Source organism: Ruminiclostridium herbifermentans (assembly GCF_005473905.2).
GTDB classification, from domain to species: domain Bacteria; phylum Bacillota; class Clostridia; order Acetivibrionales; family DSM-1351; genus Ruminiclostridium; species Ruminiclostridium herbifermentans.
Genome location: NZ_CP061336.1, coordinates 1,913,983 through 1,930,107 on the forward strand (window position 1 = coordinate 1,913,983; position 16,125 = coordinate 1,930,107).

Consider the following 16,125-nt stretch of genomic DNA (forward strand, 5'->3'; position numbering starts at 1 on the left):
CTATAATAAATAAAATTATTATAGCTTGTCTTTTTAAAAAGTGTGTTTTCTTGGCATTTTTCGATGTTATGTTATATAATGTTATCTGCTTGAGGATGTTAAGAATGCATATAATTAACTATATTTGAAATCGCAGCATATGTCCAACTCTTTAAATCTGCTATAGCATTATCTTTAATAATTGATTATTATTTAGTTTTCAAACCTAAATTAGTTAGTATCGATTGGAGTTAGTTATGGGGTGTTCAAAAAAGATATTGACAATGATTTCGATTACCTTACTAAATATTATGATTGTTTCATGTTCTAGTAATAATTCGCAGAGTTATGATGATGTTCAAAAAAGTAATAAACCGCCCAAGACTCATACCATAAATTTAATGACTACTTGGGGAGGTGCTGATAGTAAGGCAGGAGTGTTGAAGGAAATTATTGCCAAATTTGAAGAAGAAAATCCAAATATTAAAATTTCAAATCAATCCATATTTGGAGATGATTATTTGCCTACGCTTAAGACAAAATTTGCATCTGGAAGCGAACCGGATGTTTTTGGTTTATGGCCGGGTTCTGATATAAAATATCTAATTAAAGCTGATAAAATTGCAGATATTACCGACACCTTAAAGCAAGACAGGACATGGATGGACTCTTTCGATCAAGCAAGCTTTATGGCAACAACCTATAACAATCGTATATATGGAATTCCATATGAACTTGTATTTGAAGGACTTTTCATTAATAAAGACTTATTTGATGAATACGGTGTAAAGGAACCTGCAAATTATAAAGAATTAAAGGACGCAGTAGCTATATTCAAGAAAAATGGAATTATACCCATAGCATATAATTCTACTGCAGAAGGTTCATATATTTATCAAAATATAATAGCAAGTTTAGGTGGTTCTCAAGGCGTTGAAGAGTACCTAGTCGATGGTAAAATTAATAATTGCTATATCGATGCAATGAAATACATGAAGGAATTATATGACATAGGTGCATTTTCAGAAGATTCAATGATGATTTATAGTGACGAAAGAAATGATCTGTTTTTTACAAAGAAGGCAGCCATGATAGTTCAAGGTTCATGGTTCATACCATACTTCGAAAAGGATGATACAAGCGTAAAAATGATTCCATTTCCATCAATGACTGATGAGGATTCAAAGATGCCTACAGGCTTAGGCGGAGGTACATTCTTTATTAGTAAAAATGCTTGGAATTCATTCATCAAAAGAGATGATGCTATTGTGTTTTTAAAATATTTAACGTCAAAAGAATCAGCTTCATATTTTTATAATACTGCTGGAATGCTAACTTATTTAAATATGGAAATGGATTTTCAATCAGCTAATAGTTTATTAGCAGAACAGAGTACAGGAGTTTATAAAAGAATTCTTTCTAAGAATAAAACACCTATCCCTGATCATATTATCGAAAGATCGGCATGGGAAGATATAGTAATAAAGCAGTTTCCAAAATTTCTACTAGGAGAAAAAACTGCTGAGGAAATATGGGATCAAGTTGTAGATAAAATCTCTAATTAAAAAAACTGAGGTAGATATGATAAACAAAGTGACATCTGGTATATACTGGCAAATAATGAGGCTTATTAGATTTTACAGAAATATATCCATCAAAAAGAAAATTTTTCTAATACTATATATTCAAATACTTATCCCATTAATTTTTATTGGGTATTTTAGCTTTAAAACATCTGAGAATATTATAGTTGAAAAGTCTAAAACATATTCAAATGAATTATTAAGCATTATAGAACTTAGACTTCAAGATACAATAAATAACTTAAATATGTTAACTCAGAATATAGGTAATGATGAAGGAATATATTCAGCATTACTTAATGATGACAGCAGTATAAATAGGCTGCAAAATTATGAAGTTAGGGCAGATATTATTAATGCGTTTCAAAAAATAGTTCCTAATCAAAATAATATTTTAGCATTGTGTATTGTAACAAAGACTGTAAAGATTATTGAATATGACAGAAACAGTGTAGAATCTGATATTAAGTCAGTAGTATTACAAAACTATACTGATATGCAAAAATACGCAAGAGCTGCTGGAGGTGGATCTGTATGGTATTTTGATTCTAATGATAATGCATATTTGATAAAAATGATTTATAATAGGGATAACTATCAGGAAATAGGTCTATTGGTGGTTCAGATAGACAAGCAGTCTTTCAAGGGCACTTTGGGGGGCTCAGAATCAGAGTTAATGAAAAACTTAACAATACTATCTCCTGATAATAGCATTATTTATTGCAGAGACAAAGCAACTTTTAATAAATATAGAAAAACAATTCAAGATACATTTAATGGAGTTGATAATAAGGCAAAAATTTTTGTTGCATCAAGAACATTAGGTGAGTTAAGATGGACAATAGTAACATATATTCCCTTAAAACAATTACATGCGGATGTTGAGGGACTTAGAACAAATATGATTTTAATTTGTTTGGCAGCTATTTTGCTATTAACCTTTGTAAGCTTCTTTGTATCATTTGATATGATTAAACCTATAAATCAATTGGTAACAGCTATGAAGGGAATGAATATTCATAAGATTTCTAGCAGCTATATAGAAATTGACAGAAATGATGAACTTGGCTTCTTGCAGAAAACCTTTAATACTATGACAAAGGAGATGGATCATTTAGTCAATTGGATTTATAGAGAACAAATTACACGTAAAGAGGCTGAAATTAAAGCATTACAGTCTCAAATTAATCCTCATTTTTTGTTTAATACATTAGAATCAATAAATTGGATGGCTCAATTAAATAATATTCCTGAAATAAGTGAAACAGTATCTGATTTATCAACGCTATTAGATATTAGTATTGGAAGAGATGACAGACTTATAACTATTGAAGAAGAGTTTATTTATATAGATAAATATATTTCGCTATTAAAAAGAAGATTCGAAGATAAAATTACATTGAATAAAGAAGTTAATCCACAGGTTTTATATTTGAAGATTCCAAGATTGCTTATTCAGCCGTTAATTGAGAATGCAGTTTATCATGGTGTAGAGAATAATAGAGGCAAAGGAATTATATCACTTGTTGCAGATATCGTAAATGATATGATTATTATAGAGGTAATAGATAATGGAAATGGAATTCCATCAGAAGAACTGATTAAATTGAATAATGGACTAAGTATGGATAATAATACATACTTTAATTCTCTAAGTAATAAAAAGGATAAAAGTATAGGTATTGAAAATGTTAACAGAAGAATTAAACTATTTTATGGAGAAAAATATGGCTTGAAAATTGAAAGTAAAGTTAATATTTATACAAAAGTATCTGTAACCTTACCTGTTCAAATTCACAATACCAAGGAGGGCTATTATGTACAAGGTTCTAATAATTGATGATGAGTCGATTATAAGAAAAGGAATTAAAAATATAATTAATTGGAGACATCTTGAATGTGAGGTGTGTGCCGATGCATGTGATGGAGTTGAAGGACTTGAACTCATAAAGTTGCATCGACCTGACATTATTATCACTGACATTCGTATGCCTGGGCTAGATGGAATAAGTATGATAAAGCAAGTTAAAATATTAGTTCCAAATGCTAAAATAATTATTTTAACAGGTTTTCGAGATTTCGACTATGTACATGAAGCTATAAAGTGTGGAGCGTTTGATTTCTTATTGAAGCCTACCAAAATAGAAGAACTTACCAATGTTCTAACTAAGGCAGTTAAGGAGTTTAACGAGCAAAAGCTTAAACATTTAGAAGTGGACAAGTTCAAGCGTTTATATGAGCAGAGTATTCCTGTTCTAAGGGAAAAATTATTATATGATGTTATTTATGGCATTATTACAAATGAAGATGAGATAAAAGAAAAGATGGAACTTTTTAACATCAATATAAGTAATTTTGTACTTGTTTTAATGGAAAATGATTTTGATGAAAAAACAACAAGTTCTCAATATGACAAGCAATTATGTCAAATTGGAATAGTAAATTCCTTTGAGGAAGTATTTGCTGAGAAGTATGAAGTGACCAGCATAATGCTTAACACCAGCAGAGTGGCATTTATTATTCAAAAATTTGATAAATCTACCATAGATATTTCTGAAGTAAGTGAAAAGTGTGGCGATCTTCAAGAGGTCATAAATAATGGCTTTGGATTTACAGTTACTATTGCTGTTAGTTCAAATGGAACTTCTGCTTTGGAGTTAACCGACAAACTAAAAGAGTGCATGGGTTCCCTTGAATATAAGACTTATATTGGAAATAATTCTATAATTCAATATAGTGATTTAAATTCTTTCTTTAGATATGATGATTACTCTGCTTTGGAAAATTATCAAAAGCAATTGCTTGAAAATATAAAGTCTGGAAATAGTGAGTTAGTAAAGGTTACAACACAAAATATATCTAAGTATGTAAATAGTAATAATATAAATATTAGCTATTTAAAGAATTTTTACTATAGTACACTTTCATCAATTAATAATATCAGAATATCTGTTTTAGCTATTGATGCTGATAAAAAGCATGAAGAGGGAAGAGATATAGCAAGCTTGTTAAAGTTAATTGATAAATGTGATAGTGTTGACGAATTGAATTCTTTGCTTGAAGAAGTATCAATGAGAATAGCATCAAGGGTAAATAGCTTTAATAATAAGAGTTTAAAGTTAATTCTAAGAAAAGCCATTGATTATATACATGAGCATTATAATGAACAGGTTACCCTTAATGAAGTTGCTGAGAACATATACGTTAGTACATTCTATATTAGCAGAATGTTCAAGAAAGAACTTGGTATAAGTTTTGTAGATTATCTTAACGATGTCCGTATCGAAAAAGCAAAAGAATTATTAAAGGATGTTAAATACAAGACATATGAGGTTGCTGAGTTAGTTGGTATTCCTGATCCTCATTACTTTTCAAAAATATTTAAAAAATATTCAGGCATGACTCCTTCAGAGTATAAAGAGACTTTGTTTATTAGCTGAAAAGGATTTTTAAAGCTTATGCAAAGTAATTGTGAACTAAATGTAATGAGAGTGTAATATTTTGTTGTTCAAATTTGTGCAGTGTTGTTGACAAGATATTGCACATTAAAGCAAGTTGGTCTATTTTGTGATTGTCTTCAATTTATTAATATATATATATAGCAAAGCGGGCATAGTCGTTGTATTCATTATGAACGCCTGTTTTTGGTATCACATATTACATATAATGAAGGGTGGCATAGTAGCTATGGGAGTAACTCAAACTGGAACAAAAGATGTAGCTGTTCCCTTAAAAGCCAAAAAGACTGGCTTTTTGAGAGATATAGTAAAGAACAAAGTACTATACATAATGATGCTCCCTCTGTTGGTTGTTTTATTTTTTAATAACTATTTACCGATGGCGGGCGTGTTAATTGCATTTAAAAACTACCAGTATCACGGGAATAACTTTTTTGAGAACTTTATCCTTAGTGATTGGGTAGGCTTTAAAAATTTTGAATTTTTTACAGCAACACCAGATGCATTTACTATTACAAGAAATACTTTAGGATATAATTTTGTATTTATTTTTCTTGGTTTAGTAATATCTGTACTTTTTGCAATTCTTCTTAACGAGATTAAGAACAAGTTCTTATCAAAGTTCTATCAAGCAAGCATGTTGTTACCATACTTCATGTCTTGGATAGTAGTAAGTTATATCGTTTTTGGTTTATTAGGTGAAGAGAAAGGTTATGTAAACAAATCATTGCTTCCTATGTTGGGTATGGAGGAAATTGGATGGTATGCAGAACCTGGAAAATGGCCGTTTATATTAACTATCGTTAATATATGGAAATTGACTGGATACAACACAGTTATATATATAGCTGCAATAGCTGGTATAGATCAAGAGTTTTATGAAGCAGCTATTGTTGATGGAGCATCAAAATTCCAGCAAATTAAAGCTATAACTATTCCGTTATTAAAGACATTAATGATAATTCTTACTCTTTTAGCAGTAGGAAAGGTTTTCTATTCAGATTTCGGATTGTTCTTCCAAGTACCAAGAAATACAGGTGCGTTATATGATACAACACAGACTATCGATACATACGTATACAATGCGTTGCGTAATTTGAACGATGTGGGAATGGCATCAGCATCAGGTTTATATCAGTCTGTATGTGGATTTGTACTAGTAATGGTTTCTAACTTGGTAGTTAGAAAGATAGATCCAGATCAAGCTTTATTCTAAGGGGGGAAGATTCATGAAGCATAAAGATGATGTACAATATGGTACAGTTAATAAGTTAAATGAAATTAAACCCTTTTGGAATGGGGTACTTCATTTGATATTTGTAATATATTCATTATGTTGTATAGTTCCGCTTATTCTGATAATTGGTATATCCTTTACAGATGAAAAGACTATTACTATACATGGATATAATTTTATACCAAGAGTTTTCAGTTTAGAAGCTTATAAATGGGTAGTAAAAACAGGAGAAGCAATATTTAGAGCATATGGAATATCAATTTTTGTAACAGTAGTTGGTACATTGTTAAGTTTAGCAATAATTTCTATGTTCTCATATGTAATATCAAGAAAAGACTTTAGACACAGAAATAAGTTTGCTTTTATAGTATTTTTTACAATGATATTTAATGGTGGTTTGGTACCATGGTATATGGTATACGTTAATGTATTACATATGAACAATACAATATTTGCATTAATTATACCACCTCTTGCAAATGCATGGTATGTAATGATTATGAGAACATTCTACCAGACAAATGTTCCTGATTCACTTATTGAATCAGCAAAGATTGATGGTGCAGGAGAATTTAGAACATTTGTACAAATTGTTTTACCTTTGGCAAAAGCAGGACTTGCAACAGTAGGTTTGTTCCAATGTTTAACATATTGGAATGACTGGTATTTACCACTTATGTTTATAGATGATTCTAAATTGTTCAATTTGCAATATCTATTATATAAGACTCTTGCTGCTATACAGTACTTATCACAGGCTGCAAACTTACCACAAGGTTCTCAGGCACTTGCAAATCTGCCATCTGAGACAGCCCGTATGGCAATGTGTACTTTGGCAATAGGTCCTATTATAGTGGCATATCCGTTCTTCCAGAAATATTTTGTAAAAGGTTTAACTGTAGGTGCTGTTAAAGGCTAATACCATACGAAAGTATGGATAGCAATAAATATATTTATAATTTTAAGGAGGTTCACAATGCAAAAGGCAAAGAAACTAATAGGTTTAGCTTTGGTTACTTGTATGGCTATCTCAATGGTAGCTGGATGTGGGGACAAAGAAACAACAGAACCATCAAATTCAACTAATGCAGCAGCTGAATCATCTGTAGCAGCTGAGTCATCAGCAGCACTTGATCCAGTAGAATTGCAATGGTATGTTGTAGGTAATGGTCAACCAAATGACATGGACAAAGTTTTAGAAGAAGTTAATAAGTACTTACAACCAAAAATTAACGCTACTCTAAAACTAAACATCTTTACTTGGGGTGATGACTTCGAGAACAAGATGAGTGCAAAGATTCAATCAGGTGAAAAGTTTGATATCACATTTACAGCAAACTGGGCTTGTAACTATCAGCAGAATGCTCCTAAAGGCGCATTTGTAGATCTTACTCCACTTATGGATCAATATGCTCCAGAAACAAAGAAGTTACTCGGTGAAAACGTTATAAAGGGTGCTTCAATCGATGGTAAATTATATGCTATTCCTACTAACAAAGAAATGGCTCATAACTGGGGTTTCTTAGTTAACAAGGATATGGCAGACAAGTATGGTATTGATTTATCAACAATTAAGAAGTTTGAAGATTTAGAGCCAGCTCTAGCAATAATCAAAGAAAAAGAAGGAGCAAATGGAGTTGAAGCATTCCAGACTCTTACTGGTGAATCAGCTTACAGAATCCTTGACTTTGAAAAGTTAGTTGATGATAACGTTCCAGGTGCATTATATGGTGACGGAAGAGACACAACAGTTGTTAATGACTTCGCTACACCTGAAGCTATGTCATTATTCACAACTCTTAACAAATGGTACAAAGCTGGATATATCAGAAAAGATGCTGATACTATCACAGACTATGCTCCAGCTAGAAAAGCAGGTAAAGTATTTGCTACTACTGCTTCATTAAAACCAGGTAAAGATGCTGAGCAATCAATTTCTGACGGTGTAAACTGGAAGCAAATTGATATCACTCCACCAAGAGCTACTACTCGTGAAATGACTGGTTCAATGCAGGCTATTTCAAAGACATCACCAAACCCAGAAAGAGCTCTTATGTTCTTAGAGTTAATGAACACAGATCCTTACCTCTGTAACTTAGTTAACTACGGTATAGAAGGAGTTCACTATACTAAACTTAACGAAACAACTATTGAACAAACTCAAGCTGGTAAAGACAACTACAACAACAGCTTACAATGGTTATTTGCTAACCAGTTCAACACATACTTATTCTCAACAGAAGATCCTGATAAGTGGAATAAGTTCAGAGAGTACAATGCAAGTTCAGCTCCATCACCAATTCTTGGTTTCACATTTAATACTGAGAACGTTAAGACTCAGATCGCTGCTTTAACAGCTGTTAAGAAGCAGTTCATGCCTGGTCTAGAAACTGGTAAAGTTGATCCTGCAACAGTTGTTCCTAAGTTTACTGAAAAACTAAAAGCAGCTGGTTTAGATGCAGCTCTTGCTGAAATGCAGAAGCAAGTTGACGAATTCGTAGCAAAGAAATAATATAAATTTAAATTGAACAGCTTTTTATCAAGTCATTAGTTGACTAGATGGTAGCTGAATGAAAAAGGGGCTAGCGCTAGTATAGCGTTAGCCCCATTTTAAATAAATATAAAGGTTTAGTAAAGTTTTCTGCTAATATCTCATGGAGGCCAAAAGGGTAATATAAAAATGAAAAGTGAAGAGATAGCTAAAATAGCAGGTGTTTCAAGAAGTACTGTTTCAAGAGTGATAAATAATTATCCCAATGTACCAGATGAGACAAAGAAAAAGGTATTAGAGGTAATAGAAAAGTATAACTATCAACCTAATACTTGCGCAAGAGTTTTGGCAGGTAAAAAAAGTGATACCATAGGTTTGTTTATAGTGAGTATAGCTGATGCTGAAAATCCAAATAGGCTATACAAAAATGATTATTTTAATCAATTTACTAATGCAGTAGTTGATTGTGCAAATTCAAGAGGTTATTATGTTTTAATAAACATTATTTACTGTGAAAATGATTATAGACGTGTTAATGAGATATTTTTACAAAAGAGAATTGATGGCGGTATAGTATTAGGTACTGAAAAAGAGGCAGCAGCCCTCATAAATGTATCAAAAAAGGGTTGTCCAATAGCATTAATAGATTATGATGCTGAAGAAATTAAAAAGAATGAATCAGAATACGAAAACTTAATTGTAGTAGGTTCTAAAGATTATGAAGGAGCTGTAGAAGCTGTTGAATATCTTATTTCATTGGGACATAAAGAAATAGGCTTATTATCAGGAAGATTATCTACATTTTCAGGCAGGCAGAGATATAAGGCTTTTGTTGATACAATGAAAAAGCACAATTTAGAAATTAGAGAAGAATTTATTTTGCAGGGAGACTTTATTAAGTCTAAAACAAATAGTGCGGTACAAGCGTTAATTAACAAAGGAAAGTTACCATCAGCAATATTTTCATCTAATGATGATATGGCAATTGAGGCAATTGAGTTATTCAAATATAATAATATAAGAGTACCAGAAGATATATCAATAATAGGTTTCGATAATATAACTCTTGCATCGTTAATTAAGCCAGCACTAACAACAATAGAAACACCTATTTATAGTATTGTTGAAAAAACAGTTGAGGAACTTATACATAATATTAGTAAGACTAGAAAAGGTTTTAGAAGCTATAGTTATAATACTAAAATGGTTATTAGAGAGACATGTACAAAGAAGTTAAATTCTTTGTTGACATTATAAATTAATAAAATAATAAAGAGGAGATAAAAACATGAAATACGGATTTTTTGATGATCAAAACAAAGAATATGTTATCACTACTCCCAAAACGCCTTATCCTTGGATAAATTATTTAGGTACTCAGGAGTTTTTCTCATTGATTTCAAACACTGCTGGAGGCTATTGTTTTTATAAGGACGCGCGTTTACGCAGAATAACAAGATATAGGTATAACAATGTTCCAATAGATATGGGAGGAAGATACTTCTATATTAATGATAATGGGACTTTATGGTCACCAGGCTGGTCACCAGTTAAAGCAGAGTTAGATAGCTATGAGTGCAGACATGGTATGGGTTATACTAAAATAACTGGAAGCAAGAATGGTATAAGCGCAGAAGTATTATTCTTTGTTCCTTTGAATTTTAATGGTGAAATTCATAGAGTGAGAATTAAGAATACTACAGGTGAAGATAAGAGCTTGAAGTTATTCTCATGCATTGAGTTCTGCTTATGGAATGCTCAGGATGACCAAACAAACTATCAAAGAAATTTAAGCACTGGTGAGGTTGAAGTTGAAAAGTCAGTAATTTATCATAAAACTGAATATAAAGAGAGAAGAAATCACTTTGCTTTCTATTCAGTAAATGCTGATATTACAGGATTTGATACAGATAGAGATACTTTTGTTGGTCTTTATAATGGATTTAATGATCCTCAAGTACCAATAAGCGGAGAGCCTACAAATTCTATTGCTCATGGATGGGGACCAATGGCATCTCATTGCATTACTATTGACTTAAAGCCAGGCGAGGAAAAGGAATACGATTTCATACTTGGATATGTAGAAAATGACGAAGATGATAAGTGGGAAAGCAAGGGTATAATTAACAAAAAGAAAGCATATGCAATGATTGAGGAAAAAGGTAATCCTGCTGCAGTACAGGCTGCTTTTGATGAACTGAAGGAATCTTGGAATAATCTCTTAACTCAATATAAGCTTGAACATAAAGATGAAAAACTTTGCAGAATGGTTAATGTATGGAACCAGTATCAATGTATGGTTACTTTCAATATGTCACGAAGTGCTTCTTATTTTGAAACAGGTATAGGTAGAGGAATGGGCTTCAGAGATTCAAATCAGGACCTCTTAGGCTTTGTTCATCAGATTCCTGATAGAGCAAGAGAAAGAATACTTGATATTGCTGCAACACAGTTTGAGACAGGTGGAGCATATCACCAATATCAGCCATTGACTAAAAAAGGAAATGATGAAATTGGCGGAAACTTTAATGATGATCCATTATGGTTAATTGCAGGTGTAGTTGCTTATATTAAAGAAACTGGCGATATGGGCATACTAGATGAGATGGTTCCTTTTGACAATGATGAAAATAATAAGGCAACATTACTTGAGCACTTAAAGCGTTCATTCTATCATGTTGTAAATAATTTAGGACCTCATGGCTTACCTTTAATTGGTAGAGCTGACTGGAATGACTGTCTCAACTTAAATTGCTTCTCAACCGCTCCAGGTGAGTCCTTCCAGACAACAACCAGTAAGGATGGAAAGGTTGCAGAGTCTGTATTTATAGCTGGTATGTTTGTGTTATATGGTCCAGAGTATGTTAAGTTGTGTGAATTAAAAGGAAACGTTGATGAAGCTAAAAAAGCTCAAGAAGAAGTTGAAAAGATGAAAGAAGCTGTTCTCAAATATGGTTGGGATGGCGAATGGTTTATTCGTGCATATGATGATTTTGGACAAAAGATAGGAAGTCACGAAAATGAAGAAGGAAAGATATTTATTGAGTCACAAGGCTTCTGCTCAATGGCAGGAATAGGTGTTGAAGAAGGCTATGTAGAAAAGGCTCTTGACTCAGCAAAGAAATATCTAGATACTCCATATGGTTTAGTACTAAATAATCCTGCATTCACTAAATACTATATAAATATGGGTGAAATATCAACATATCCAGCAGGATATAAAGAAAATGCAGGTATTTTCTGTCATAATAATCCATGGATTATGGCTGCTGAAACTGTTATTGGAAGAGGAGACAGAGCTTTTGAATATTATAAGAAAATAGCTCCTGCTTATATTGAAGATATAAGTGATATCCATAAGACAGAGCCTTACGTTTACTCACAAATGATAGCAGGTAAGGATGCTGCTAAGCCAGGTGAAGCAAAGAACTCATGGCTCACTGGTACTGCTGCTTGGAATTTCGTTGTTATATCACAATACATATTAGGTATCAAGCCAGATTATAATGGACTTATGATAGATCCTTGTATTCCAAGTGATTGGGATAGCTATAAAGTAAGTAGAAAGTTTAGAAATGCTACATTTGAAATTTCTGTAACTAATCCAAACCATGTTTGCAAGGGCGTTAAAAAGCTTGTTCTTGACGGAAAAGAAATTGAAGGTAACATTATTCCTGTTCTTGATGATGGAAAGGTACACAATGTTGAAGTGGTAATGGGTTAATTTTATAGGAATCATGATATATAAGCACAAAATATACAATGTATATGTTTGACAAAACTTCAATATAAAAGCCAGAGGGCAAATCCTCTGGCTTTTATATATTACAAGGGAAGTTTTACAATAAATTCTGTACCTTTGTCAGGTTCACTAATAATGCTGATATCACCGTTATATAGGTGAACAATGTGCTTTACAATTGAAAGCCCTAAGCCAGTTCCACCCATATTTCTTGAACGGCCTTTATCCACCCTGTAAAACCTTTCAAATATTCTGGGTTGATGTATAGATGGAATACCAATTCCAGTATCTCTAACTGAAATTGTAGTAGTACCATGCAATTTATTTGCATTTATAAAGATAGAGCCATTTTCATGATTGTACTTAATAGCATTATCAATTAAGTTTATTAGCATCTGTTTGATTCTGTACTTATTAACTAAGATAACTATGTTGGGATTAACATTGACATGAAGCTTTATCTTCTTTTTTAATATTGAAGGTTCTAATAATTGTATAACTTCATCAACAATAAGCTTTAACCTATTCTGTGAAACTTGTTCGTCATTTCTCATACTTTCAATTTCAGATAATTGAAGTATGTCATTTATCAAGTGGTAAAGCCGCTCGGCCTCAATATCAATTATGTCTAAAAACTTTGAAGCAACTGCAGTATCATCGATTGCTCCATCTTTAAGGGTTTCAACAAAACCTCTGATTGATGTTAATGGAGTTTTTAGTTCATGGGTAACATTAGAAACAAACTCTGTACGAATTTGTTCTAGTTTTTTTACAGAGGTTACATTATGCAGGGTAATTACACCACCAGCATTTTTATGATTAATCTCCGCGCTTTTTATTGGATTAGTATAAACTTTATAAATAAAATTACTAACCATTCTAGGTGAAAATATAGTAATTTCATCAGTGAGAGCCACATTATTTTGAATAGTGTCCTCTAAGAATGAATTGATTTTAGCATTTTTTGTAATGTCAAATAGGTTTTTCCCAATAATTCCAGGACCATAACTAACCCCAAAAATATCACAAGCACTAGTATTAATAATCAATATTTTATAATTTGTATCAATTGCAATTATTCCATCTCGCATACTATTAATTATTGTGTCTATTCTTATATTTTTATCTAATATTCCACATAGTGTATTGTCAAGCTTATCTGCCATTTCATTAAAAATATATGCTAATTCTTCAATTTCATCATTAGAGTAGATTTCCACTCTTTTTTTGTAGTAACCACTGGCAATTTCTCTTGTAACATTTATAAGCTTATTTAAGGGAGATATAAGAATATTTGATACCTTGAGAGAAATAAACAATGTAAGCAATAATCCTACTAATACACCTATAATGGTATATAGGTAAAATGAGTTATTTATTGAATTTATTTGATTGACAGGAACAGCAACTCTTACAAATATATTCTTGCTCTCAATAAAATAAGCAACATATATATAGTCAAGATTTAGTGTTTCGCTTAATCGCTCATCGAATCCTAATTTATCTTCAAGCGCGTCTTTTATTTCTTTTCTAGTCATATGATTTTCCATATCCAAAGCACTTGAATCAGAATCACCTAATACTTTACCATTATGGTCTATTATAGTTATTCTTGTAGCAAGAGAAAAGTTTGATGTATTGGAATCTTTTTCGCATAGCAGCTTTGCATAATCATTAGCTAGCTTATTATACTCGATTTCCGAGGTTGTATTTAATTTTTGTTCTATTTGATAGGCTAATAAAATAGCTATGTTTTCACAATTGTTTTTGACTTCATATATATAAAAATATCTGGATAATGCAGTGGTAAAAATACCTGCTATAGTAATTGCTATTATTACAAGTAAAATTGTGTATTTTACAATTTTATTCTTCATTAATACGTCCATATCAAGTTATAGAAATGTCATAATAAATTACTTGTATGAACCATGAACCCCCTTTATATTTTTAGTATGCAAGTTCTTTTTAAGCAACAACCTACAAAGTGATTATATAACTGCTGATGGAGGTTAGTATCAAACCTAAACTTCCGATTATTATTCATCAATTTACAATTATATATTTTGTTAGTCAAATTTATTAATGAACATTGGGTCAGTAATAATTGTATTAATTTATTTTTTATGGACTATTAGCTACTGCTGATTCAGTCAGTTGTTTCAGCAACACTCCAATTATAAGAATGAACATTTAATAAAATTTATATAAAAAATTGAGTTAAATCAACTAAGTAACTGATATATAGTAACTATTGTGATAAAATTATTTTTTCAGTCCATAATAACTAACTTCATTATGGACTTTGCTTATCATTAAATCTATATCCTATGCCCCTAACTGTTTCAATAAGCGTTGGATTTTCGTCATTTTCTTCAATCTTTTGTCTCAAATAGCGAATATGTACATCAACAGTTCTAGTTTCCCCATAGTAATCAAATCCCCATACCTTATCAAGAAGATACTCTCTAGACAAAACTTTACCTTTATTTTTCATTAGTATTTTTAAAAGTTCAAATTCCTTTAGGGGCATTTCTATAATTTTGTCTCCCTTGTAAACTTCTCTTCTTGTACAATTAATTGTAATATCTGCATGGGAAATAATAGTATCAACCTTTTGCTCATTAGAAGTATTTACCCTTCTAAATAAAGCTTTTATTCTAGCTAATAACTCTCTAACACTAAAGGGTTTTGTAATATAGTCATCAGCGCCTAATTCTAAACCTAATACTTTATCAAATTCTTCACTTTTAGCTGTTAACATAATTATTGGAACAGCATTTGTTGAATTATTTTGTCTTAATCGTTTGCAAACCTCTAAACCATCAATACCTGGCAGCATAATATCCAGAATAAATAAGTCTGGAGTGTTATCAAAGCAATTAGATAATAAATCTTCACCGTTATCAAAAACACTAACCTTGAATCCGTTTGACTCAAGATTGTATTTAATCAACTGCTGTATATGCATTTCATCTTCAACAACAAAGATAGTATGTTTAGACATTATTTCCCCCAAATCAAAATGATTATAATCCTTAGTTAGTGCTAAATGCTTGTGTGACCTATTATAGTCTTTGTCGGCCACTATATATTATATTAGATGGCGGACACTAGATTGTATGAAGCTGGAAAACTCTTAAACGAATATTTTCCGCTCATCATTCGCACATTCACTCTATTATAAATGACCAATGCAACAAAATTTGTGGTATGGTCATCAATATGTTTTAAATATATCATATTCCTTATAGACATTCAAATCATCAAAAACATAACTTTTTTATGTTAGTAAAAAGACCATTAATTATATTAAGTACTATATAAATATAAATGCTAATTCTCTGTAAACAATGGTTTAATAAAGTCAGATACTTGTTTACTGTAAAATATCTCTTAAGGCTTTGATATTTCCAAAGATGAGTTTAAATCTTTCGCTATTACTTAATAATAGTATGTCACAAAAATATTTCTGTTATCCAATTAAATCAATAATATCAGTACAGTTTTAATGTGGGTTTAATTCTATGTTAACTTAGTGTTAATAGTATCAATATTCATAGGGTTATTATTAACATAATAAAATTTTTGCATAGATAAAATTTATATATGAGTACAATATAAGTAATTTATAG

The 16,125-nt window shown here is 31.2% G+C and carries 10 protein-coding genes; 8 read left to right on the forward strand and 2 right to left on the reverse strand.

The genetic code is table 11. From position 1 onward, the window contains the following. The first annotated feature begins 236 nt into the window (after positions 1–236). From EHE19_RS07970 to EHE19_RS08005, 8 genes are all read left to right on the forward strand, one after another. Positions 237–1,544 carry an ABC transporter substrate-binding protein gene (locus EHE19_RS07970; RefSeq protein WP_137696442.1) on the forward strand — a complete coding sequence of 436 codons (1,308 nt, stop codon included), beginning with the start codon at positions 237–239 and terminating at the stop codon, positions 1,542–1,544. A gap of 16 nt (positions 1,545–1,560) precedes the next feature. Next, positions 1,561–3,402, forward strand: a complete 1,842-nt coding sequence (locus tag EHE19_RS07975) for a sensor histidine kinase (RefSeq protein ID WP_137696441.1) — start codon at positions 1,561–1,563, stop codon at positions 3,400–3,402. Further along, complete coding sequence (locus tag EHE19_RS07980; protein WP_137696440.1) at positions 3,380–5,002, forward strand: response regulator; 1,623 nt, start codon at positions 3,380–3,382, stop codon at positions 5,000–5,002. Before EHE19_RS07975 ends, EHE19_RS07980 begins: the two co-directional genes overlap by 23 nt. Positions 5,003–5,249: 247 nt before the next feature. After that, entirely contained in the window at positions 5,250–6,236 is a 987-nt protein-coding gene (locus EHE19_RS07985) for an ABC transporter permease (protein ID WP_137696439.1), read from the forward strand. A 13-nt stretch (positions 6,237–6,249) separates the two neighbouring features. Beyond that, a complete protein-coding gene (locus EHE19_RS07990; protein ID WP_137696438.1) occupies positions 6,250–7,176 on the forward strand; it encodes a carbohydrate ABC transporter permease in 927 nt (308 codons plus the stop codon). Positions 7,177–7,233: 57 nt separating this feature from the next. Continuing rightward, on the forward strand, positions 7,234–8,769 hold the full coding sequence (locus EHE19_RS07995; RefSeq protein ID WP_137696437.1) for an ABC transporter substrate-binding protein: 1,536 nt from the start codon (positions 7,234–7,236) through the stop codon (positions 8,767–8,769). Positions 8,770–8,937: 168 nt separating this feature from the next. Further along, entirely contained in the window at positions 8,938–10,005 is a 1,068-nt protein-coding gene (locus tag EHE19_RS08000; RefSeq protein WP_137696436.1) for a LacI family DNA-binding transcriptional regulator, read from the forward strand. A gap of 31 nt (positions 10,006–10,036) precedes the next feature. Continuing rightward, positions 10,037–12,472, forward strand: coding sequence for a glycoside hydrolase family 94 protein (locus EHE19_RS08005; RefSeq protein ID WP_137696435.1), 2,436 nt, complete (start codon positions 10,037–10,039; stop codon positions 12,470–12,472). A gap of 101 nt (positions 12,473–12,573) precedes the next feature. Here EHE19_RS08005 and pnpS read toward each other — a convergent pair whose 3' ends face one another. Together pnpS and EHE19_RS08015 are read right to left on the reverse strand one after the other, a co-directional pair. Next, positions 12,574–14,367 (reverse strand): two-component system histidine kinase PnpS, encoded by a 1,794-nt coding sequence (pnpS, locus tag EHE19_RS08010; RefSeq protein WP_137696434.1) that lies wholly within the window; start codon positions 14,365–14,367, stop codon positions 12,574–12,576. Positions 14,368–14,786: 419 nt separating this feature from the next. Next, positions 14,787–15,497 (reverse strand): response regulator, encoded by a 711-nt coding sequence (locus tag EHE19_RS08015; protein WP_137696433.1) that lies wholly within the window; start codon positions 15,495–15,497, stop codon positions 14,787–14,789. Between the last annotated feature and the right edge of the window lie 628 nt (positions 15,498–16,125).